This is a genomic window from Micromonospora sp. WMMD558 (genome assembly GCF_049315255.1).
Taxonomy (GTDB): Bacteria; Actinomycetota; Actinomycetes; order Mycobacteriales; family Micromonosporaceae; genus Micromonospora.
In genome coordinates, this window is the sequence record NZ_CP186061.1 from 1,600,285 (window position 1) to 1,621,624 (window position 21,340).

General features: G+C 71.9%; 17 protein-coding genes and 1 pseudogene. 11 read left to right on the forward strand and 7 right to left on the reverse strand.

The features are described 5' to 3' along the window. Positions 1 to 319: 319 nt before the first annotated feature. From rpsF to rplI, 4 genes are all read left to right on the forward strand, one after another. Positions 320 to 610, forward strand: coding sequence for a 30S ribosomal protein S6 (gene rpsF, locus ACN26Y_RS07765; RefSeq protein WP_076468436.1), 291 nt, complete (start codon positions 320 to 322; stop codon positions 608 to 610). Between the two features lie 80 nt (positions 611 to 690). After that, positions 691 to 1,218 (forward strand): single-stranded DNA-binding protein, encoded by a 528-nt coding sequence (locus ACN26Y_RS07770; RefSeq protein WP_196255805.1) that lies wholly within the window; start codon positions 691 to 693, stop codon positions 1,216 to 1,218. A gap of 41 nt (positions 1,219 to 1,259) precedes the next feature. Beyond that, positions 1,260 to 1,499, forward strand: coding sequence for a 30S ribosomal protein S18 (gene rpsR / locus ACN26Y_RS07775; RefSeq protein WP_007073789.1), 240 nt, complete (start codon positions 1,260 to 1,262; stop codon positions 1,497 to 1,499). A gap of 14 nt (positions 1,500 to 1,513) precedes the next feature. Continuing rightward, positions 1,514 to 1,960: a 50S ribosomal protein L9 gene (rplI, locus tag ACN26Y_RS07780; protein WP_155329633.1), complete on the forward strand. Its 447-nt coding sequence runs from the start codon at positions 1,514 to 1,516 to the stop codon at positions 1,958 to 1,960. A gap of 121 nt (positions 1,961 to 2,081) precedes the next feature. Here the strand turns inward: rplI and ACN26Y_RS07785 are convergent, their stop codons facing one another. Then, positions 2,082 to 3,602, reverse strand: coding sequence for a hypothetical protein (locus ACN26Y_RS07785; protein ID WP_155329634.1), 1,521 nt, complete (start codon positions 3,600 to 3,602; stop codon positions 2,082 to 2,084). Positions 3,603 to 4,019: 417 nt separating this feature from the next. Between ACN26Y_RS07785 and dnaB the strand changes: the two genes are divergently transcribed. Both dnaB and ACN26Y_RS07795 read left to right on the forward strand, forming a co-directional pair. After that, positions 4,020 to 6,578 (forward strand): replicative DNA helicase, encoded by a 2,559-nt coding sequence (dnaB, locus tag ACN26Y_RS07790; RefSeq protein WP_422734909.1) that lies wholly within the window; start codon positions 4,020 to 4,022, stop codon positions 6,576 to 6,578. Continuing rightward, positions 6,575 to 6,832: pseudogene (locus ACN26Y_RS07795) on the forward strand (hypothetical protein); the annotation flags it as partial. The gene dnaB and the pseudogene ACN26Y_RS07795, both read left to right, overlap by 4 nt. A 664-nt stretch (positions 6,833 to 7,496) precedes the next feature. Here the strand turns inward: ACN26Y_RS07795 and ACN26Y_RS07800 are convergent. The 5 genes from ACN26Y_RS07800 to ACN26Y_RS07820 all read right to left on the reverse strand — a co-directional run bounded on the left by ACN26Y_RS07800 (position 7,497) and on the right by ACN26Y_RS07820 (position 13,012). Next, positions 7,497 to 8,069 carry a maleylpyruvate isomerase N-terminal domain-containing protein gene (locus tag ACN26Y_RS07800; RefSeq protein ID WP_422734530.1) on the reverse strand — a complete coding sequence of 191 codons (573 nt, stop codon included), beginning with the start codon at positions 8,067 to 8,069 and terminating at the stop codon, positions 7,497 to 7,499. Between the two features lie 93 nt (positions 8,070 to 8,162). Continuing rightward, the gene (locus ACN26Y_RS07805; protein ID WP_155329636.1) at positions 8,163 to 8,558 is read right to left on the reverse strand and encodes a zf-TFIIB domain-containing protein; all 396 of its coding nucleotides are present in this window, start codon (positions 8,556 to 8,558) and stop codon (positions 8,163 to 8,165) included. A 19-nt stretch (positions 8,559 to 8,577) separates the two neighbouring features. Then, positions 8,578 to 9,210: a phosphoribosyltransferase gene (locus ACN26Y_RS07810; RefSeq protein WP_155329637.1), complete on the reverse strand. Its 633-nt coding sequence runs from the start codon at positions 9,208 to 9,210 to the stop codon at positions 8,578 to 8,580. Positions 9,211 to 9,213: 3 nt separating this feature from the next. Further along, on the reverse strand, positions 9,214 to 10,539 hold the full coding sequence (locus tag ACN26Y_RS07815; RefSeq protein ID WP_155329638.1) for a glycosyltransferase 87 family protein: 1,326 nt from the start codon (positions 10,537 to 10,539) through the stop codon (positions 9,214 to 9,216). A gap of 34 nt (positions 10,540 to 10,573) precedes the next feature. Next, a complete protein-coding gene (locus tag ACN26Y_RS07820; protein WP_370463311.1) occupies positions 10,574 to 13,012 on the reverse strand; it encodes a putative bifunctional diguanylate cyclase/phosphodiesterase in 2,439 nt (812 codons plus the stop codon). 549 nt (positions 13,013 to 13,561) lie between these two features. Here ACN26Y_RS07820 and ACN26Y_RS07825 point away from each other — a divergent pair. The 5 genes from ACN26Y_RS07825 to ACN26Y_RS07845 all read left to right on the forward strand — a co-directional run bounded on the left by ACN26Y_RS07825 (position 13,562) and on the right by ACN26Y_RS07845 (position 19,649). After that, the gene (locus ACN26Y_RS07825; RefSeq protein ID WP_155329639.1) at positions 13,562 to 16,633 is read left to right on the forward strand and encodes an AfsR/SARP family transcriptional regulator; all 3,072 of its coding nucleotides are present in this window, start codon (positions 13,562 to 13,564) and stop codon (positions 16,631 to 16,633) included. Positions 16,634 to 16,889: 256 nt separating this feature from the next. Beyond that, complete coding sequence (gene moaC, locus ACN26Y_RS07830) at positions 16,890 to 17,381, forward strand: cyclic pyranopterin monophosphate synthase MoaC (RefSeq protein ID WP_155329640.1); 492 nt, start codon at positions 16,890 to 16,892, stop codon at positions 17,379 to 17,381. Then, on the forward strand, positions 17,378 to 17,848 hold the full coding sequence (locus ACN26Y_RS07835) for a MogA/MoaB family molybdenum cofactor biosynthesis protein (protein WP_155329641.1): 471 nt from the start codon (positions 17,378 to 17,380) through the stop codon (positions 17,846 to 17,848). The genes moaC and ACN26Y_RS07835 overlap by 4 nt, the downstream gene beginning before the upstream one ends. A gap of 116 nt (positions 17,849 to 17,964) precedes the next feature. Beyond that, a complete protein-coding gene (locus ACN26Y_RS07840) occupies positions 17,965 to 19,224 on the forward strand; it encodes a molybdopterin molybdotransferase MoeA (protein ID WP_422734531.1) in 1,260 nt (419 codons plus the stop codon). Continuing rightward, a complete protein-coding gene (locus ACN26Y_RS07845; protein WP_155329643.1) occupies positions 19,221 to 19,649 on the forward strand; it encodes a molybdenum cofactor biosynthesis protein MoaE in 429 nt (142 codons plus the stop codon). The genes ACN26Y_RS07840 and ACN26Y_RS07845 overlap by 4 nt, the downstream gene beginning before the upstream one ends. 87 nt (positions 19,650 to 19,736) lie before the next feature. Here the strand turns inward: ACN26Y_RS07845 and ACN26Y_RS07850 are convergent, their stop codons facing one another. Then, positions 19,737 to 21,170 carry a glycosyltransferase 87 family protein gene (locus tag ACN26Y_RS07850; RefSeq protein ID WP_155329644.1) on the reverse strand — a complete coding sequence of 478 codons (1,434 nt, stop codon included), beginning with the start codon at positions 21,168 to 21,170 and terminating at the stop codon, positions 19,737 to 19,739. Positions 21,171 to 21,340 lie beyond the last annotated feature (170 nt).

A 21,340-nucleotide genomic window follows, 5' to 3' on the forward strand; every position in this document is an offset into this window, starting at 1 on the left:
GATGAAGCTCCGCGGGGCGTCTCCGGTCCAACCTCATCGGTGTGGTCGTTCCTCCCCAGGTCCCACCCAAGGAATGCGGACGGGACGCCCCGCGGCCTCCGTCACGGGGGCCGACCTCGACATCGACGTCCGGGTCGGCCCCCGTCGGCGTGTGTCCGGCGTACCGTTCCATCACCCCGGGCATGATCGTCCGGACCGGGTATCCTGGTCCGGTTGTCCGCGTCCGGCCGGGTTCCCCCGGGTCCGGCACGGGCCACGACGCACGACCTCCTGCCACGGAAGGACCGTGGCCGCTTAGCCCACAGGAGGTGAGCACGTCTTGCGTCATTACGAGATCATGGTGATCCTCGACCCCAGCCTCGAGGAGCGCACGGTCGCCCCGTCGCTCGACACGTACCTGAACGTGATCCGGACCGCGGGTGGCTCGGTGGAGAAGACCGACGTGTGGGGCCGCCGGCGCCTCGCGTACGAGATCAACAAGAAGGCCGAGGGCATCTACGCCGTCATCGACCTGCAGGCGACGCCTGCGGCCGTGGCCGAGCTGGATCGTCAGCTGCGACTCAACGAGTCGGTGCTGCGCACCAAGGTCATCCGGCCGGAGATGCGCTAGTCGCATCCCGCCCCGGCACCCCGGATCAGCCTCGTCGGCATTGTCGGACGGCTCTGAGAGCCTGTACGGCGAGACGATGAGTGCGCGAGGAGATGGTCATGGCAGGAGACACCACCATCACGGTCATCGGCAACCTGACCGATGACCCCGAGTTGCGATTCACCCCCTCGGGTGCGGCGGTCGCCAAGTTCCGGGTCGCCTCGACGCCCCGGTTCATGGACAAGGCGTCCGGCGAGTGGAAGGACGGCGAGCCGTTGTTCCTCTCGTGCACCGTCTGGCGGCAGGCCGCCGAGCACGTCGCGGAGTCGCTGCAGCGCGGCACCCGCGTGATCGTGTCCGGCCGACTGCGTCAGCGGTCCTACGAGACCCGCGAGGGTGAGAAGCGCACCGTCATCGAGCTGGAGGTCGACGAGATCGGCCCGTCGCTGCGCTACGCCACGGCGAAGGTGCAGAAGATGTCCCGCTCCGGTGGCGGAGGCGGCGGCTTCGGTGGCGGTGGCGGCCAGGGCGGCGGAGGCAACTTCGACGACCCCTGGGCGTCCGCGGCTCCGGCCCCCTCGCGCGGTGGTTCGGGTGGCGGCAACTTCGACGAGGAGCCCCCGTTCTGATGGCGCCGAGCGCCCGCGATCGCAAACCAGGAGCAAGAGCAATGGCCAAGGCTGCGGCACTTCGCAAGCCGAAGAAGAAGGTGAACCCGCTCGACAAGGACGGGATCACGTACATCGACTACAAGGACACCGCGCTGCTGCGCAAGTTCATCTCCGACCGCGGCAAGATCCGCGCTCGGCGGGTGACCGGCGTGACCTCGCAGCAGCAGCGGCAGATCGCTCGTGCGGTCAAGAACGCCCGTGAGATGGCGCTCCTGCCGTACACGGCGACGGCCCGCTGAGAGGAGGCACGGACATGAAGATCATCCTCACTCAGGAAGTGTCCGGCCTCGGCACCCCGGGCGACATCGTGGAGGTCAAGGACGGCTACGGCCGCAACTACCTGCTGCCGCAGGGCTTCGCGATCGCCTGGACCAAGGGCGCGGAGAAGCAGGTCACGCTCATCAAGCGGGCCCGGTCGGCCCGTGAGATCCGCGACCTCGGCCACGCCAACGAGGTCAAGGGCCAGCTGGAGGGCCTGAAGGTCACCCTGAAGGCCCGCGCCGGCGACGGCGGCCGGCTCTTCGGCTCGGTCACCCCGACCGAGGTCGTCGACGCCGTCAAGGCCGCCGGTGGCCCGACGCTCGACCGCCGCCGGCTGGAGCTGCCCGGTCACATCAAGTCGACCGGCTCCTACCCGGTGAAGATCAAGCTGCACCCCGAGGTGACCGCCACGTTCAACCTCACGGTTGCCCAGGGCTGACGCCTCACCAGCACCACGACAGGGCCCGCGCCGACCGGCGCGGGCCCTGTCCCGTCCCGGGCACCAGCGGGCGACGGAACAGGGAAGCGGGTCCGGCACGGCGTGCGCCGGACGGCGTCCGTCAGCCGATCGGCTGGCCGGTGACCGCGCTGATCATCACCGTCGACAGACCCCCGCCGACGACCGCGGCCGCCAACGCCACGGTGGCCGCACGCCAGGTCGTCCCGACCCGACGCAGCAGCACCGCCACGACGAGACTGCTGGCCAACGCCAACCCGAACCGCGGCAGGCCCTCCACGAGCGAACCGAGCGCCCGCGACCGCGGCGAGTCGCACCCCCCGCCGCTGATGTCCGTCACACACCCCGGCGGGGCCGAGCCGTCCAGCGTCAGCAGCCACACGAAGATCACCATGGCCGGCAGGAGATAGCACGCCGCCGTGTAGAGCAGCGGCCGAAGTGGCCCACCCGGATCCGGATCGAGCAGGTCGTCCTCGAGACGGCGCGCCCACGGACCCGTACCCGCCGTCTCGATCCGGCGCCGTACCGCCGCCATCGCGGACGCGGAACCGGGCGGCGGATCGACCCGCCGCCGGGGTGCGGTACGCGGCCGGGGAGCCGTGTACGCCACGACCGGCGAGCGCGGAGCCGACGGCGGGGCGTCCATCCACCGGGGGTCGTCCCCGGCCAACCGGGTGCCCGACCAGAAACCCTCCTCCCGGTCGTCCCTCGCCCACGACCAACCACCGGTGCCGCCGTCCGAGCGGGGCACCTCCGTCCGGTCCCAGCGCGGCTCGGCGTACCGGTCCCACTGGCCCGTGCTGTCCGGCTGCTGCCACTGGGCCGTGTCGTCCGGCTGCTGCCACCGGCCCGGGGTGTCGGCGCGGCCCCAGCGGTCGACCTCGTCAGCCGGCTGCCACGCGTGCACACCGGACGCGTCCCACGGGTCGACGGCGGGCCGGTACGACGACTCCGGCTCCGCCGCGCGCCGCGCCTCCCGATCCCAGGGATCCACCGGCGGCGTGGTGGCCGACCGGCGGCTCCGCCCGCCGGGTCGCTCCGTCGACCAGGTCGGCCCCGGCTCAGCCGGCTCCTCCGCCTCGTCGATCCCGGACCACACCACCTGGGGTCGGCGGGACGTGGCGCGCCTCGGCCGCGCCTGCGGGCCCACGTCGGACACCGGCTCGTCGTCCGCCCGCCGGCTCCCCACGTACCCCTGATCCTGTGGACGGTCGAAGGTCCACTCCCGGGTGTGGTCGGAGTCCGGCCCGGCGCCGATCGCGGGCGTCTCCCGCCAGCTCGTCTCGGCGACGCGGCGCCAACCGCTCGTCGGCTCGGTGTCCCGCCAACCCCCCGACGGCCGGGGAGGGTCCTCCTCGTACCCGTCATCGTCGTCGTCCGGGGCCGCGTGCCGCCCGCCACCGTCGGCCCGCCGGACGCCGGATTCCAGGGCCCAGCGCGGCAGGTACGTGTCGACCGGCTCCTGCTGGCCACGCTCGATCGCACGGCGACGGCTCGGGGTGCGGTAGTCGCCGGAGCCGGAGGCGTAGGGGGCGACCGGCGGGTCGGCGGGATCGTCCCACCGAGCGATGGAGCGTCGCCCGCGCGGACCGTCCTCTCCGCGTCCCCAGTCCCGGTAACTCACGGCCGGAGCGTGACCCTTCTCAACCGAAAGCGCAATATCCGCTGTCCAGGTGTAGCCGATGGTGGAGATAGTACGGGACAAATGAGGCCGGAGTCTGGCCGAGATTTTGTCGTCCACAGGGTGGGGACGACGTCGCCGCAGCTCACGGCCGTATCGGGGCCGAATTCCCCAACAGTTGTCCACAGCCTGTGCACACGCTGCGCACATGCTCGTCCACCGGCGTCCACAGGTTGTCCCGAGACTCGTCCACCGGTGCTGTTGAGCGGCTCACCTCGGGTTCCGTATGGTGACCACCCGGCCCACCGCACGATGACCCCCCGATCGGCACGGCAGGTCGGAGTTGTTGTCATACCCCGGCGGTAGAGCTGGGACGAGGATCCGACGGCGTGAGGGGGGACCGTGTCGGTCACCGACGACATGCGGGCGGACCCGCGCTCCGGAGGGCAGCCGCCCGCGCCGGCGCAGCGCGACGGCCAGTTCGAGAAGACACCACCGCAGGACATCGCCGCGGAGCAGTGCGTGCTGGGCGGCATGCTGCTCTCCAAGGACGCCATCGCCGACGTCGTCGAGATCCTCAAGAGCAACGACTTCTACCGGCCGATCCACGCCACCATCTTCGACACCATCCTGGAGATCTACGGCCGGGGCGAGCCCGCCGACTCGATCACCGTGGCGGCGGCACTCGCCGACTCCGGCGACCTGGTCCGGATCGGCGGCGCGCCGTACCTGCACACCCTGATCGCCAGCGTGCCCACCGCGGCAAACGCCGCGTACTACGCGCGCATCGTCAGCGAGCGCGCCGTCCTCCGCCGGCTCGTCGAGGCCGGCACCCGCATCGTCCAGCTCGGTTACGGCACCGCCGCCGGTGGCAGCCGCGACGTCGACGACATCGTCGACCTCGCCCAGCAGGCCGTGTACGACGTCACCGAGCGACGGGTCAGCGAGGACTTCGCCGTCCTCGCCGACATGCTCCAGCCCACCCTCGACGAGATCGAGGCGGTCGGCGCCCAGGGCGGCGTCATGACCGGCGTGCCCACCGGCTTCACCGACCTGGACCGCCTGCTCAACGGCCTGCACGCCGGGCAGTTGATCATCGTGGCCGGCCGGCCGGGTCTCGGAAAGGCGCTCGCCCTCGACACCCCCCTGCCGACTCCGGACGGCTGGACCACCATGGGCGAGGTCAAGGTCGGCGACCACCTGCTGGACGCCGAGGGGCGACCGACGAGGGTGACGGCCGCGTTCGAGGTTCGGCATGACCGCCTGTGCTACGAGGTGGAGTTCTCCGACGGCAGCGTCATCGTCGCCGACGCCGAGCACCTCTGGAAGACGACCACCCGGGACGGTCGACGCTCTGCCACCGCTCCCCGCCAGCCCCACTGGTCGGCACCCGCCATCGACGGCCTGCGCGAGGCGCATCACGCCTCCACCGATGGCCAGACTCGCACCGTCGCCGAGCTCGTCGACCCGGTCGGTGCGGAGTTCGTGCACACCGCACGGCGCGTGGCGAGGAACCTTCGGCACAGCACGCGGCGCGGCGGAGGTGGTGCCGGGCGAGCGCGGTCCGCTCGCGCCTACCCAGCCCGGGAGCTGTACGGCGCGCTGCTCCATCGCGTCGGTCGTTGGCGGGAGGCGATGACCGCCGTCGAGCGGACCGACGTGGTGACCACCGCGCAGATCCGCGACACCTTGCGCACCCCGACCGCCGACCGGCGGCTGAACCACGCCGTGAAGAATGCCAAGCCCCTCCAGCTTCCCGCCCGCGACCTGCCCGTCCCGCCGTACACCCTCGGCGCCTGGCTCGGCGACGGCCACCGCGCCGGAAGCCGCGCGTTGGGGGCATTGAACAACAGGCACATCCCGCAGGAGTACCTGCGCGCCAGCGAGCAGCAGCGCCGCGCGCTGCTCGCAGGGCTGCTCGACACCCACGGCACGGTCACCCCGACGGGCGACGTCCAGTACACGACGACGTCTCAGGTGTTGGCCGAGGACGTCCATGAGCTGGTGGTCAGCCTCGGGTACCGGTGTTCGATCTCGCGAAAGTCCGTGCGTGGGCGTACTGCCGAGACGTCGACGGCCTACCACCTGAACTTCACCCCGCACGAGGAGGTCTTCCGGCTCACCCGGAAGCGCGACCTGCACACGAGCCGCCGCTGCGCCAGCAGTACGGCGCGCACCGACAGCCGGTTCATCGTCGATGTTCGGCCAGTGCCCAGCGTGCCGGTTCGCTGCGTGACGGTCGACAACCCGGACCACCTGTACCTGGCTGGCCGTGCCATGATCCCCACGCACAACAGCACTGCGAGCATGGACTTCGCCCGCAACGCGGCGATCCGCGCCAACCAGGCGTCGGCGATCTTCTCGCTGGAAATGAGCAAGGTCGAGATCGTCATGCGGCTACTCTCGGCCGAGGCCCGGGTGCCGCTGCACGTGCTGCGCAGCGGCCAGCTCTCCGACGACGACTGGACGAAGCTCGCCCGGTGCATGGGCGAGATCAGCGAGGCGCCGCTCTTCGTCGACGACACGCCGAGCATGAACCTGATGGAGATCCGGGCCAAGGCGCGCCGGCTCAAGCAGAAGCACGACCTGAAGCTCATCGTCGTCGACTATCTCCAGCTGATGACGTCGCCGAAGCGCACCGAGAGCCGGCAGCAGGAGGTGGCCGACCTGTCGCGTGGCCTCAAGCTGCTGGCCAAGGAGGTCGAATGCCCGGTCATCGCGGTCAGCCAGCTGAACCGTGGCCCGGAGCAACGCACCGACAAGCGCCCGCAATTGTCCGATTTGCGCGAATCGGGATCAATTGAGCAGGATGCGGACGTTGTCATCCTTCTCCACCGCGACGACTACTACGACAAGGAGTCGCCACGAGCTGGGGAGGCGGACTTCATAATCGCCAAGCATCGGAATGGTCCGACTGACACGGTGACGGTCGCGGCGCAACTCCACCTGTCGCGCTTCGTCGACATGGCGATCGTATGAGGCAGACCGGCGCGCGGTTGTCGGCGGCAGAGCGAACTGCGGCCGTCGATCGGGCGCTGGCTGGCGAAAGCCTCACCAACGTTGCGCAGTCCTATGGCATCTCCCGGCAAGCGGTTCGGGGCCTGCTACGACGTCGTGGGATACCGGCACGCGCCACCGGGAAGCTCACGGAGGCGGAGCGGGCTGAGGTCGTCCAGCGCTACCAGGAGGGAGCGACACCGGGTCAACTTGCCCGGGCGTACGGCATCAGCGAGCCCTCTGTGAGGGGACTTGTCCTCCGGCGGGGTGTCGCCCTTCGGCGTATCGTCCACACCCTGCGCCACGATGCCTTCGATGAGTTGACGTCCGACGCCTGCTACTGGATCGGCTTCCTGTTCGCCGACGGGTCGATCAGCTACCGTCCGAAACACATCCCCCAGATCTCAGTGGGTCTCGCGGAGCGGGACCGATCCCACCTTGCCGAACTCCGCGCCTTTCTCGGTTCGACGAGCGCCATCTCGGCGCCGAACCCGACCCATCACTCGTGCCAGTTCTCGTTCCGCTCCGAACGGTTGGCGGATCGGCTCGTCACTCTGGGCCGGTATCGAGGGCCTATCGACGATCAGCTGGTGGCATCGCGCGACTTCTGGCGAGGTGTGGTCGACGGGGACGGCTCAATCGGCATCTACCGCAGACCGGGGGCGACAGCCGCCACTATGCCTCAATTCCGGCTGGTGGGACAGTGCCGTGTCCTTGAGGCGTTCCTCGGCTTCCTGCGTACTCAAGGCATCGGCGGTCTCTCGGTACGACCACACAAGTCGATACACACCGTAGGGACGACGTGTGGTCCGGCGGCGAGAATCATCGAGCTGCTGTACGCCAATGCCACTGTTGCTCTCCCGCGTAAGGCCGCGACCGCCCAACGGGTTCTCATGGCTGCTAGCTCGCGTGGCTCCACCTCGCTGCGATGCCGTCCATGGTCGCCACCGCGACCCGCAACGCGCCCACGCCGGGTCCCGGTGCGTCGGGCCGGTCCAGCACGAGGTCCAGGTGGTGGACGACCGCTTCGGTGGTGAGTGTGGCCAGCAGGTCGGGAACCCGCAGCACGTGGCCCTGGGTGGCGACGTGCCCGGCGGGGTCGGCGGCTCCGGCGGCGCGGACGGCGGCGGGCGCCGTGTCCGTCCACAGCCGGACGATGCCGCTGGGCCGTTCGAAGGCGGCGGCGGAGCGGCGGACCCACCAGGCGTGCCGTACGCCTTCGCCGTCGTCGCCGGGAGGAAACGAGCGCCAGTAGCTGACGTCGTCCACGTCGGGCGGGCCGTCAGCGGGGCTGGCGAGCGCGACGAGGGCGCGTTGGGCGTCGCCGACGAGGTGCAGCAGCAGGTCGGCGACGAGCCATCCCCGGCAGCGGGTCGGCCGTTGCAGGTCGGCGTCGTCGAGGTCGGCGACGATCCGGGTGATCCCGTCGTACGCCTGCGCCAGCGCGTCGTGCTGCTGCCGGTGGGACGTCATGGGACGCAGCGTCGCACGGGCCGCGCGGCAGCGCACGGGTGCGAGGAAGGGCTGTTCCCCGTCCTCACACCCGTGTGAAGCCCTTCGTCCGGCTCAGCCGAACATCTCGTCGAGGAAGCTCTTGTGCTTCTTCCGCCGGTAGTGGCCGTGGTAGCCGTGGTGCTGCTGCCCGTGCCCGTACGCGGGGGCCGGCGGGTAGCCGTGGGCGGGCGCGGGCGGTGGCGGCACCGCGCCGTAGCCGGGCTGGTGGGGAGCCGGGGCGGGCGGCGGCGGGGGTGGCGGCGGGTAGCCGCCCTGCTGGTGGGCGGGCTGGGCCGGGGCGGGCGCGGCGTGCTGGCGGTTCCAGTTCGCCTCCGCCTCGAACAGCTTCTCCAGCTCACCGCGGTCGAGGAAGATTCCCCGGCACTCGCCGCACTGGTCGATGACGACGCCGCTGCGCTCGTACTGGCGCATTTCTCCGTGACACTTGGGACAGGTGAGGCTCATCACCCGACCGTACCTGGTCGGCTCACGCGGTCGCCTTCAGCGCGTCGATGACCTCGTCGTCGGGGACCTCGTGGAAGTCGTCGTAGTAGGCGCTGACCGCCATGAACTCCGGTGGATGCTGCGGGCAGACGACCTGGTCGGCCTCGGCGGAGAGCATCTCGTACGCCTCCTGCGAGCCGACCGGAACGGCCACGATGACCCGGCGGGCGCCGAGGTGACGGGCGACCTGGACGGCGGCGCGGGCGGTGGCCCCGGTGGCGAGGCCGTCGTCGACGATCACGGCGGTGCGGTCGGTGAGGTCCAGCGGTGGACGGCCGGAGCGGTAGAGGCGTTCGCGCCGCTCCAGCTCGGCCTGCTCGCGCTGGCGGACCTCGGCGATGTCCTCGGGGCCGAGCCGGCTCGCGACCACGTCGTTGAGCACCTGCACACCGCCGGGTCCGAGGGCGCCGAAGGCGACCTCCCGGGCCCAGGGCATGCCGAGCTTGCGGACGACGAGGACATCGAGGGGGGCGCCGAGCCGCTGGGCGATCACCTCGGCCACGGGTACGCCGCCGCGTACCAGGCCGAGGACGATGACGCCCGGGTCGCCGACGAGGGCGGTGAGCCGGTCGGCGAGCATCCGACCCGCCTCGGCCCGGTCTCGGTAGGTGGTCATTCCTCAGGTGTACGCCGTGTCGGCGTCCTCCGCCCGGTGGTTGGCCGATCCCACCGAACCCGCCGGGCGGGCCAGCGCGGGCGCCCAGACCAGGAAGGCCAGCGGGTAGAGCAGGTACCCGAACCGGGTGGAGGGCATGAGCAGGATCGCGGCGAGCAGCCCGTACCCGCAGACGAGCGCCGCGTCGGCGGCGGTGCGGGGCGGGCGGCGGGTGAGCCGGACGGCGATCGCCAGCCCGGCGGCGAGCAGGAGCACGACGGCGAACGCGCGGCCGGCCGGCAGTGCGGTGGCGACGAGGTGGCCGGGGAAGGGTGACTGGGCGGGGCTCGTGACCAGACCGTGGCCGAGTGGGAAGCGGAGCACGTTCTCCACCAGCGCGTCGCGGTCGACGAGCAGCACGGGCAGGAGCGCGGCGACCGGCAGGCCGACGGCGCCGGCGGCCACCCGCCCCCCGGCGCGCCGGGTCGTTCCCCAGATGATCAGGACCAGGGCGACGGGCCACGCGAAGAGTTTGAGCGCGCCGGCCAGGCCGACGGCCACGCCGGCTCGACCCGGCCGGCCGGCGGCGGCGAACGCGAGCGCGAGCAGGCAGAGCGCGAGGACGGGAAGGTCGTCACCGCCGGTGGCGAGGGTGAGCGCGCAGACGGGCAGCACGGTGGCGGCCTGGACGGCACGCAGCAGCGCCGCGTCCCGTCCGCCCGGCGCGCCGGGGACGCCGCTCCGCCGGAGGGTACGCACGGCGAGCGCGAGCGCCGCGGCGGTGGCGAGCGCGAACCACACCCGGGCGTCGGTCCAGGTGGCGTCGACGGCGGCCCGTGGCAGGCCGAAGAGGGCCATGCCCGGCTGGTACGGGGTGTAGCCGAGCAGCTGTTCACCGGGGGGTAGTGCGGCGATCGCGTCGTGCCCGAGGTAGGGGGTGCCGGTGTCGACCAGGCGGTGCCCGGATTCCTCGACGACGATCACCTCCTCCTGTGCCCGGTCGGTACGTCCACCGGCCCGTTCGGTGCTCTGCAGGATCGCCGGGAGCAGGGCGGTGGTGGCCCAGGCGAACGCGGTGACCGCCCAGCGGGCGGAGAGGCCGGTCAGCGGCGAGGCGGGGTGGCGGCGGCGGATCAGGAGCTGAGCGGTGACGGCGAGGCTGGCGAGCAGGTACCCGGCGGCGGCGACCGCGCCCCAGGCCCGGTGCGGGAGCAGCGTGGAGGTCAGTGCGGTGACCGCGGCGAACGCCGCCGAAGCGGCGTACAGGGTCAGGTCGAGGGCGAGGCCGCCGCTGGCGGTGTCGAGGACGCGCCAGCCGCGGCGGCGGACGGTCGGGGCGGCGACGGTCACGCGGGCCAGTCTGGCAGACCCGGCGGCCGGTGGGTCAGGCCGGCTGGTTGCGGCCGCGGGCCGTGGATCGGCGACTGGCGGGCAGGCGTACGACCGCACCGGCGTCGTGGAGCGGCGGCGCCAGCAGGCCGGGGCGGCCGCCGGAGCCGCGCCGCAGGGCGGCCAGCAGCGTGCCGGCGGGCATCGGCCGGGCGAAGAGGTGGCCCTGGCCACCCGTGCAGCCCAGCTCCCACAGGGCGCGGCGCTGCGGTTCGTTCTCCACGCCCTCGGCGACCACGGTGAGGTCGAGGCTGCGCCCCAGATCCAGAGTGGAGCGGATGACGGCGGCGGCTTCGACGGAGCTCTCCATCTCGGTGACGAAGCTGCGGTCGATCTTCAGCTCGTGCACCGGGATGCGGGAGAGCAGCGAGAGGGACGAGTACCCGGTGCCGAAGTCGTCGAGGGCCAGCCGGACGCCTTCGTCGCGGAGCCGGCTGAGCACCCGGTCGACGACGTCGAGCTGGCTGAGGGTGAGCGTCTCGGTGAGTTCCAGAACCAGGCGGTCGGGGGGCAGGTCGTGGGCGCGTAGGCGGGCCAGCACCGAGCCGGGGAAGCGGGCGTCGAGGAGGCTGCGGGGTGACACGTTGACCGCGACCGGCACGTCGAACCCGGCGTCCCGCCAGGTGCCCGCGGCGACGAGCGCCTGGTCGAGGATCGCCTCGGCGAACGCGGGCAGCAGGCCGGAGCGCTCCACGGCCTCGAGGAAACGCAGCGGGTCGATCATGCCGTGGGTCGGGTGGTGCCACCGGGCCAGCGCCTCCGCGCCGGTCACCGCGCCGGTGCCGAGGTCGACGATCGGCTGGAAGTTGACGGTGAACTCCTGGTCCGCCACGGCGCGCGGCAGGTCCCCGCCGAGGGTGAGCCGGGCGACGTCGGCGGTGTCCCGGTTCGGGGCGTACGTGGAGATGCGCTGGCCGGCCCGTTTCGCCTGGTACATCGCGACGTCCGCGCGGCGCAGCAGCTCGGCCATGCCGCCGGTGGCGGGAGCGGCGGCGATGCCGCCGCTCGCCTCGACGCTGATCCGCATGCCGTCGAGGTCGAACGGCTCGTGCAACGTGGTGAGCAGGGCCTCGGCGCGGTGCGCGGCCACCGCCGGGGCCGGCAGCCCGCGCAGGAGTACGGCGAACTCGTCGCCGCCCAGCCTCGCCACCAGGTCGGTGGGCTGGGCGGCACCGCTCAGGCGTTCGGCGACCTGCACGAGCACCTGGTCCCCGGCGGCGTGCCCGAGGGTGTCGTTGACCTCCTTGAAGTGGTTCAGGTCGATCAGGACGAGGGCGGTCACCCCTTCGGCGTGCCGGCCGCTGAGGTGCTCGGTGCCCTGGTCGAGCAGGTGCCGGCGGTTCGCCAGCCCGGTCAGCGCGTCGTGCGTGGCCGCGTACGCGTGCTCGTCGGCGACCCGGGCCAGCTCGGCGTACGCCTGCGCGTTGCGCACCGCCGTGCACAGCGCGGACGCGAAGGTGCGCAGCGTGTACTGCTCGCGTTCGGAGAGCTGCACCGGCCCGCGGAACCGGAGCCGCAGCAGCCCGACGCCGGTGGCCCGGTCGTGGCCCTCCAGCGGGGTGGTCAGCACCGTGCCGTCGACCGTCGTCGGCTCGGCGGCCGGCCCGTCGTAGGTGATCGTGCCGGCCGCGCCGCGTACCGTGCGGTCGCCCTCGCGCAGCTCGATCTCGACCTCGTCGGCGCTGAACAGCTCGGTGGCCTGGGTGACGGCGGTGGTGAGGACCTGGTCGAGGTTGACGACGTTGAGCGCGTCGGTGGTGCGGGCGAGTCGCTGCCACGCCTGCTGCTCGGTGCGAGCCTTGACCCGATTGGAGTAGAGCAGGTGCAGGCTGAGGACCAGCGGCGGCACGGCGAGCAGGAGGCGGTTGTCCATCCGGAGCGTCAGGACCGTGCCCACGACGACCAGGAGCCGTGCCAAGGCATCGGTCAGACGGAGGTCCCAGTCCTGGCGGAAGAGCGAGCCGAGTGATGTGCCGGTGGCCATGGCGATAACTGGCAGCGTGATCAGCTCGTCGATCACCACGGCTGCCAGGTAGGCGATGGCCAGGGGCGCGATCACGGAGTACAGGCCGTCGCCACCGAGGTAACTGGCGGTGCCGTGCAGGACCGCGCCGGCTGCAGCCGCCACGACCATGTTCTTTCCGACCCCGAACAGCGCCTTGAAGGGTGGGATCCGGGTCAGGGCCGTGCCGACCGCGACGCCGATCCCCGTCGCCACCACGACGAGCGAGGTCGGAGCGAGAGCGAGGCCGATCATGATCGCTGTCTCGGTCCAGGCGATGTAGTGCTGTGTCGCGCGGATCCGTATGCGGACCTTGACGGTGAACCCGAGCGCCACGAGGAATGTCAGTGCCGCGCCGACGACCGCTGTGTCCCGTACCGGGTTGCGGACGAGGGAGGCTACCGAGACCAGCGCGGCTGCGCTCGCAAGCACGACGACGAGACCGACTAGCAGCCGTAGCCGCCGATCGGTCCCGGTCCGTCGAGCTTGTGGAGCCACCCAACGTCCTCGCGTCGACACTGAGAGGGCTTACGCTCCGCAAGACTACTGTGATTCCGCCACATGAAGTAGGTGGCTCAGCCCCATTCGTGCGAGTTCATTTCGACCCCCAGCGGTAGTGATTGCTGTGCGGAGGTCAGCTTAAGCGGCTTAGCGCCACCTTTCGGCCGATAAATGTCTTTATATGCAAAATAAGCCAATACGATGACAGATCGCTACGATCCGTCCCTGCCCGCTAACCCGATGCTCAAGATGTGGGGGTGCCCTATGAGTGCCACAGGGGAGATCCGGTAAGGCCTCGTTAGCAGTGTGACGGCCTCGCCTCGCCTTTTCATCAATGGTTCGGACTGAGGTGTTAGCGGTCGGGCGGTGCTGCCAATCGGTGCGGCAATCACTACCAAGCAGGACATTTCAATCATGTTTTCGCGGTAACTAAACTTCGGAACATGACGTCATGAATGTCGGCACGCGGAGTTGAGGCTCTTGGAGATTCACGTTCTCGGCGGGCTGTCGGTGCGAGTCTCGTCGGGCGACGTCCACCTCGGAACACCGAAGCAACAGACGGTCCTGGCGATGCTGGTAACCGCACCCGAACATCTGGTGACGATTGACGAACTGGTCGATGAGGTGTGGGGTGCGCAGCCACCCCGATCCGCCGTACCGAACGTTCGCACCTATGCCGCCAACCTCCGCCGAACCCTCCAGGGACTCGACTCCGCCGGTGCGCTCATCGTCCGGAAGGGGGATGCGTACCGCTTGCACCTCGGGCGGTGCGAGCTGGATCTCATTCGGTTCACTGCCGAATGCGAGGAGGCCCAGGCCCTGATCGGCCGGCACGACCGGGAGTCCGCCGCGAACCTCCTGGCCCGGGCGGTCCGCCGATGGCGGAGCCGGATGCTCGCCGGAGTTCCCCTCGGACCGATTCTCTCCGCGCGCGTGGCTGCTGCGGAGGAGCAGCGGCTGCGCGCCACGGAACTTCTCGCGCAGCTGTGGATCGAGTTGCAGCGACACGAGCAGGCCGTGCCCGCGTTGCGCGAGGTCCTGGTGCGTGATCCGCTACGCGAATCGACCCACGCGCTGCTCGTCCGGGCGCTGCACCTTCGCGGTGATCGGGCGGCGGCGCTCGACGCGTACGAGGCCGCCCGGACCGTGCTCGAGGAGCAGCTGGGTGTCGTGCCCGGCGCGGAACTCCAGCGGGTGCGCGAACTTCTTCGCGACCCGCCCGCAGCTGGCCGACGGGTTCCACCGGCCATCGGTGTACCAGGCCCGGTGAACCCGGTCGGTGGGGTGAGCGGAGAGCGGGTGGACGCGTCGCCCAACTGGCTGCCGCGGCCCGTGCCGCAGTTCATCGGGCGCGGCGAGACGGTCAATCGGCTGCTGGCCGAGACCAGCCGAATCGAGAAGCAGATGTCCCCGGTGCATGTCATCGACGGTATGGCCGGCAGCGGGAAGACCACGACCGCCGTGCATGCGGCCCGGCTGCTCGCACCGCGCTACCCGGACGCCGCCCTCTTCATCGACCTGCGGGGACACGAAGGTTCGGGTGCGATCGACGCCACCGCCGCAATGGGGGTCCTCCTTCGGCAGCTCGGCGTGCCAGCCGGTCGAATACCGTCCGACCGGGACCTGCGTGTCGAGCTCTGGCGTCGTGAGCTCGCCGGCCGGCGCAGCATCGTGGTCCTCGACAACGCCGCCAGCGCCGACCAGGTCGCACCTCTCCTGCCGGTGACTCCCGGAACCCTGGTGATCGTCACGTCTCGTCGCCGACTCTTCGGCCTAGACGCCGGCCCCCCGCACTCACTGCCAGTACTGAGCACCGAGGAAGGACTGGCCCTCCTCGAAGCGACCGCCGGCGCGGCACGAATGGCGGGGCAGGCCGAGGCTGCGGCAACCGTCGTCCGCCAGTGTGGGCACCTCCCGCTGGCCATCCGGCTCGCGGGGTCCCGGCTCGCAAACCGTCCGGCGTGGCGGGTGTCGCACCTGGCGCAGCTTCTGCAGGACAGCGCCGGTCGACTCGGGCACCTGGCGGCGAAGGACCGGTCGGTCGCCGGGGCGTTCGCCACGTCGTACGAGCTTCTGGAGCCGTCCGCGAAACGTTTGTTCCGGCTACTCAGTCAGCATCCGGGCGGCGACCTGAGCCTGCCGATGGCAGCAGCGCTGGCCGGCCTGCCCGCCGACATCACGGAACTCGCGCTGGACGAACTGGTCGACCTCCACCTGGTGGAGGAGATCGCAGCCCGGCGGTACCGGATGCACGACCTCATCCGCCAGTATTCCCAGGAGCTGTCGCAACGCGACGACACGGGCCAGGAACGTGACCGCGCACTGTCGGATCTGCTCGATTTCGTGCTGCACACAACACTCCGTGCGGCATTGACCGTGGAGCCCAAGTTTCTCCGGCGTCAGGTTGCCCTGGACACACCGCGTAGGCCCGACCTCGTACAGGTGCCGGACGCCCCCACCACGGAATGGCTGGAGGCGGAGCGCAGCAACCTCGTGTCGCTCGTCGCGACGGCCCGCCGACGCGGCCTTTACGGGCAGACCTGGCGCCTGGCCCGGGTCCTGTGGCGGTTCCTCTACATCCGCGCCTATTTCGACGACATCATCACCACGCACGCCCACGGTCTGGCGGCCGCCCGGGTACTCGGCGACAAGCGGGCGACGGCGATGATGCACAACTACCTGGCCTCCGCCCATTTACGGATGTCCGAGTACGGGTCCTGTCTCGAGCACCTCGCCGCCGCGGTGGAGATCGCCGAGGAGCTCGGCGATCGCCCGAGCATCGACCGCTACCGAGCAAACATGGTCGCCGTGTACTGGATACGCGGGGACCTGGCCGAGGCCGTCGAGGTGGGCTACCGCGGCCTACGTACCCGCCGCTACCTCGAAAGCGACGAGGTCCCGAGCTTCCTGCCGAACATCGGCCTCGCGCTGACGGCTCTGGGCCGCTACGACGAGGCGCTGCGGATGCATCGCACCCACCTCTTTCACGCTCGACAGAACAGGAACTACTTCCACATCCTCAACGCCCTCGGCCACATCGGTTCGGTCAAGAGCAGGATGGGTCGGCATGTCGAGGGGATCCGGCTGATGTCCGCCGCGTTGGCCTTGCGCGACCGGACCGGCCACCGGTACGCGGAGCCAGAGGTGCGCAACGACATCGGAGTAGCGCTGCGACACCTGGGACATCTCGATGAGGCGGTCGAGCAGCACGAACTCGCCGCCAAGCTGGCTGTGGACTCCGGCGAACGGCACGTGGAGGCCGCGGTTCTCAACGACCTGGCGTTGACCCTGGCCCAGGCAGGGCGGACGGAGCGGCCCGTGGACCTGCACCGAGCGGCGCTCCGCATCGCGACCCGCATCGCGCACCCGTACGAGCAGGGGCGCGCGTTGGCGGGTCTCGCCGAGCAGGCCCTGGCGGAGGACGCGGCCGAGGCGCGCCGGTATTGGGAGCGGGCCTTGGCGATCTTCCGGCGGATGGGCGTGCCGGAGCGGTTCGAGGTCGAACGCCGTCTAGCCGAGCTCCCGAGCCGGCGCAACCCGCTGACCTGCTGATACAGGGCTTATCGATTTCTTATCGCGGGCACCGCTAGCCTCTGTCGGGTCGGCGACGGGGGAGGTTCTGACTGTTGCCAGAACCTGGATCGCCGGAGCGCCCGCCGTCGGGGTCATCCCCCAGCGACCTCGACGGCGGGTCGACCGGGCGACGCCCGGCCCCGGCCTTCGCCGTCGGCGACGGCCGGGCGTCCCTGCGGCAACGCACCGGACACACCGGCAGGTCTGGTCGTCCCCAGCCGATAGGCTCGCCGGCGTGACGGATTCCGGGCAGCTCACCCACGTCGACGCCGCCGGCGCGGCCCGCATGGTCGACGTCTCCGCCAAGCCGGTCACCGGGCGGCTCGCCGTCGCCGCCGGCCGGCTCCGCACCACGACCGAGGTCGTCGACCTGCTGCGCCGGGACGGGCTGCCGAAGGGCGACGCGCTCGCCGTCGGCCGGCTGGCCGGCATCATGGGCGCGAAGCGCACCCCCGACCTGATTCCGCTCTGCCACCCCATCGCCCTGCACGGCGTCACCGTCGACCTGACCCTCACCGAGGACACGGTCGAGATCACCGCGACGGCCCGCACGGCGGACCGTACCGGCGTCGAGATGGAGGCGCTCACCGCCGTCGCGGTCGCCGGCCTGGCCCTGGTGGACATGGTGAAGGCGGTCGACCCGGCGGCCTCCGTGGACGCCGTGCGCGTGCTCCGCAAGGAGGGCGGCAAGACCGGCGAGTGGGTCCGCCCGGAGGACCGGCCGTGATCCGGGCCCGGGTGGTCGTGGCCTCCAACCGCGCCTCCGCCGGGGTGTACGCGGACACCAGCGGCCCCCTGCTCGCCGCCGGCCTCCGCGAACTGGGCTGCCAGGTGGACGAGCCGGTCGTGGTGCCGGACGGCGATCCGGTCGGTGCGGCGCTGCGCGCCGCCGCCGCCGACGGGGTGGACGTCGTCGTGACCAGCGGCGGCACCGGCATCAACCCGTCGGACCGCACTCCCGAGGTGACCCGGGCCCTGCTCGACCACGAGATCCCGGGCATCGCGGAGGCGATCCGCGCGTACAGCCGGGACCGGGTGCCCACCGCGGTGCTGTCGCGGGGGGTGGCGGGCGTGCTGGGCCGCATGCTGGTGGTCAACCTGCCGGGCTCGACCGGCGGCGCCCGCGACGGGCTCGCCGTGCTCGGCCCGATCCTCGCCCACGCCGTCGACCAGATCCGCGGCGGCGACCACTGACCTGGCCACCGGCTCCCCGGCCGGCCGTGACCGCCGCATCGTCTCCCGGTGACCGCTGGGTGGGCGCTCGACCCACTGGACCGGCGGTGGCGGGCACGCCCCGATACGCTCGTCCGGTGAGCACGGATACCGCATCGGCCGCCGACCGGGTCGCCGCGCCCCCACCGGCGGGCTGGGAGGAGGCGCGCTCCCGGGTGTACGCCGTGGGCCTGGCCGCCGCGCTGCCCACGGTCAGCCGGCCGCTCGCCGAGATCGACGGGCACACCCTGGCCGAGCCGCTGACCACCCGCACGGCGCTGCCGGCGTTCCCCACCTCCAGCGTGGACGGCTGGGCGGTGCGCGGTGCCGGCCCTTGGCGGGTGGTCGGGCGGGTCCTGGCCGGCAGCACCCCGGCGCCGCTGGCCGAGGACGGGACGACCGTCGAGATCGCGACCGGGGCGATGGTCCCGGAGGGCACCACGGCCGTGCTGCGGGTCGAGGAGTCGAGCCGTACGCCGGACGGGCGGGTGGCCGGCACCCCGCGGCCGGCGCCGGAGTGGCGCGAGCCCGGCGAGGAGGCGTACGACGGGGAGGAGCTCCTCCCCGCCGGCACCCCCGCGGACCCGGCGGTGATCGGTCTGGCCGCCTCCTGCGGGCACGACACCCTGCGGGTCCGCCGGCAGCCCCGCGCGGCGCTGCTGGTCTTCGGTGACGAGCTGCTGACGGTGGGTCCGCCCGGGGCCGGCCGGGTCCGGGACGCGCTGGGGCCGTCGGTGCCGGCGTGGCTGCGCCGCTACGGCTGCGTCGTGCGCCCCTCCGACGTGGTGGGGCCGGTCGCGGACACACTGCCGGCACACGTGGGCGCGCTGCGGGGCGCGCTGGCCAACGCCGACCTGGTCTGCACCACGGGTGGCACGATGCACGGCCCGGTCGACCACCTGCACCCCGCGCTGGAGGCGCTGGGCGCCGACTACGTCGTCAACACCGTCGCGGTGCGTCCCGGTTTCCCGATGCTGGTGGCCCGGCTCGTCGGCGCCGACGGTCGGGTGCGGTTCGTCGCCGGGCTGCCCGGCAACCCGCAGTCCGCGATCGTCGCGCTGGTGTCGCTGGTCGCCCCGCTGCTCGCCGGCCTCGCCGGCCGTCCGATGCCGGCGCTGCCGTCCGCGACGCTCGCCGAGCCGATCCCGGGTCGGGGCGGCTACACCTACCTCGCGCTGGTGCGGCTGGACCGCACCGCCGGCACCGCCCACCCGGTCCGGCACGTCGGGTCGGCGATGTTGCGGGGGCTGGCCGGTGCCGACGGGTTCGCAGTGATCCGTCCGGGGACGTCCGGCAAGCCGGGAGACCGGGTACCCGTCGTGCCACTGCCGCTGCTGCCCGGGGAGCGTGCGTGGTGACCGCGCCCACCGCCGCGTTCGGCGAGGTGACCGAACGCCCGCTCGATCTCGCCGCGCACGAGGCGGCGGTCGCCGACCGCCGGGCCGGTGCGGTTGTGTCGTTCCAGGGCGTGGTCCGCGACCACGACCACGGGCGTGCCGTGACCAGCCTCGAGTACGAGGGTCACCCCAGTGCCGAGCGGGTGCTGCGGGAGGTCGCCGCCGAGGTCGCCGCCGACCCCGACGTGTACGCGGTGGCGGTGTCGCACCGGATCGGCCCGCTGGAGATCGGTGACGTGGCGCTGGTGGCGGCGGTCAGCACGGCACACCGGGCCGCCGCGTTCGCCGCCTGCGCCCGTCTCGTCGACGAGGTGAAGGCGCGCCTGCCGATCTGGAAGCGGCAGGTGTTCGCCGACGGCACCGAGGAGTGGGTGAACTGCCCCTGAGGCCGACCGGCCTGCTCGTCCCGGCACGGTGTGCCCGGACCGCGCCTCCCGTCCCGGGCGACCGGTGACGCGCGGTAGGCGCGGCCGTCAGCGGCGGTTGGTCACCGCGCCGGGGCGGCCGGCCCGATCGCCGTAGAAGGCCGGCTCCGCGCCGGGCCGCCACGGCAGCGCGGCCACCAGCACGATCAGCGCCAACGCCAGCGAGTTCTCCATCAGGGCGCCGAAGAGACCGTCCTGGTAGTGGGAGACCTCGGGGAGTTGGTGTTCGTACGGCCAGATCGGCGAGACCAGGAAGAGCAGGTAGAGGACCACGGCGGCGACTCCGTGCCGGAACCCGGTCAACGTCGGGTACCAGATCGGGGAGCGGAGGCCGTTCACCCCGGGTAGCCCGCCCAGCCCGGCCCGGGCGGCGAGACCCCGGCTCGCGTCGCGGCGGCGGAGCGCGGCGTCGGCCAGCACGATGACCGCCGGGATCACCCAGACCAGGTGGTGCGTCCAGGAGATCGGGCTGATCACGTTGGTGGTGAGCCCGACCAGCGTGAACGCCGTCAGCTCGTCGCCGTCCGCGCGCGCGTTGACCGCCCGGGACAGGCCGAGGGCCAGCATCAGGATCGCGAACGCGAACCAGAGCAGGCCCGGCGTCTCGATCGAGTCGTACAGCCGGGCGAGCAGGCCGGCCAGCGACTGGTTGGGCGTCATGTCGGCGGCGCCGACCCGCTCGGTCTGCCAGAGCACCCCGCCGAAGTAGGCCCGCGACTCCGGACCGACGACGGCGAACGAGCCCACCGTCACGGCCGCCACCGTGGCGACGGCCGTCGTCGCCGCGCGCCACTGGCGCGTGATCATCAGGTAGCCGATGAAGAGGGCCGGGGTCAGCTTCACCGCGGTGGCGAGGCCGATGCCGACGCCGGCCCAGGCGCCGCTGTAGACGAAGCGCAGCAGCAGGCCGTCCGTGGGGGCGACGTGCGTGCCCCGGCGGGCGCGCCAGCGCAGACCGATCAGGTCGGCCATGACCAGCGCGAAGAGGAGCAGGTTGACCTGGCCGTAGCCGAGGGTCTCACGGGCCGGTTCGAGGGCCACGGCGCACGGCGTGGCGATCGCCACCGTGTACCACAGCGGCCAGCCCAGCCGGTCGACGATCGGGCGCAGCAGCCCGGCCAGGACCACGGCCAGCGCGGCGATGCTCGCCGCGGCGTTGACCAGACCGGCCAGTTCCACCGGAAGGTGTGCCATCGGAAGCATGACGAGCCCCGCGAACGGCGGGTACGTGAACCCGAGGGTCGTGCCGGGCGAGATGAACCCGTACAGCTCGTGGCCGCTCGCCCACCACACCACCGCGCCGTGGTAGATCTTCATGTCGAAGAAGTTGTACGGCCGCCCGAACGCGCCGATGGCAAGCCATGCGGCGTAGGCGACGGCGGCCACGATGCCGGTCCGTACGACTGTCCTGCGATCGATCCCACGCGTAACGCGACGGACTGGGGCGAGGCGGTCCACACGTCCACCGACGGTCGTCGGCATGGCGTGGCCACCCCCGTACCAAGGTCGTCCTAACCGTCCAGGTCCGGTACGGAGCCTAGAACGACCCCTCACGTCAGTGCCTCCCGCGTTATCCGACCGTGTCCGATCCCACACAAGTTTTTGACATTTCCACCGCGTTAACGCCTAGCGGGTGGTTCGCCAGACTTCTG

Coding starts and splice junctions, on each gene's coding strand:
- rpsR (WP_007073789.1), top strand. CDS start 1,260: ATGGCCAAGGCTGCGGCACTTCGCAAGCCGAAGAAGAAGGTGAACCCG.
- rplI (WP_155329633.1), top strand. CDS start 1,514: ATGAAGATCATCCTCACTCAGGAAGTGTCCGGCCTCGGCACCCCGGGC.
- dnaB (WP_422734909.1), top strand. CDS start 4,020: ATGCGGGCGGACCCGCGCTCCGGAGGGCAGCCGCCCGCGCCGGCGCAG.
- ACN26Y_RS07800 (WP_422734530.1), bottom strand. CDS start 8,069: ATGACGTCCCACCGGCAGCAGCACGACGCGCTGGCGCAGGCGTACGAC.
- ACN26Y_RS07810 (WP_155329637.1), bottom strand. CDS start 9,210: ATGACCACCTACCGAGACCGGGCCGAGGCGGGTCGGATGCTCGCCGAC.
- ACN26Y_RS07850 (WP_155329644.1), bottom strand. CDS start 21,170: ATGCCGACGACCGTCGGTGGACGTGTGGACCGCCTCGCCCCAGTCCGT.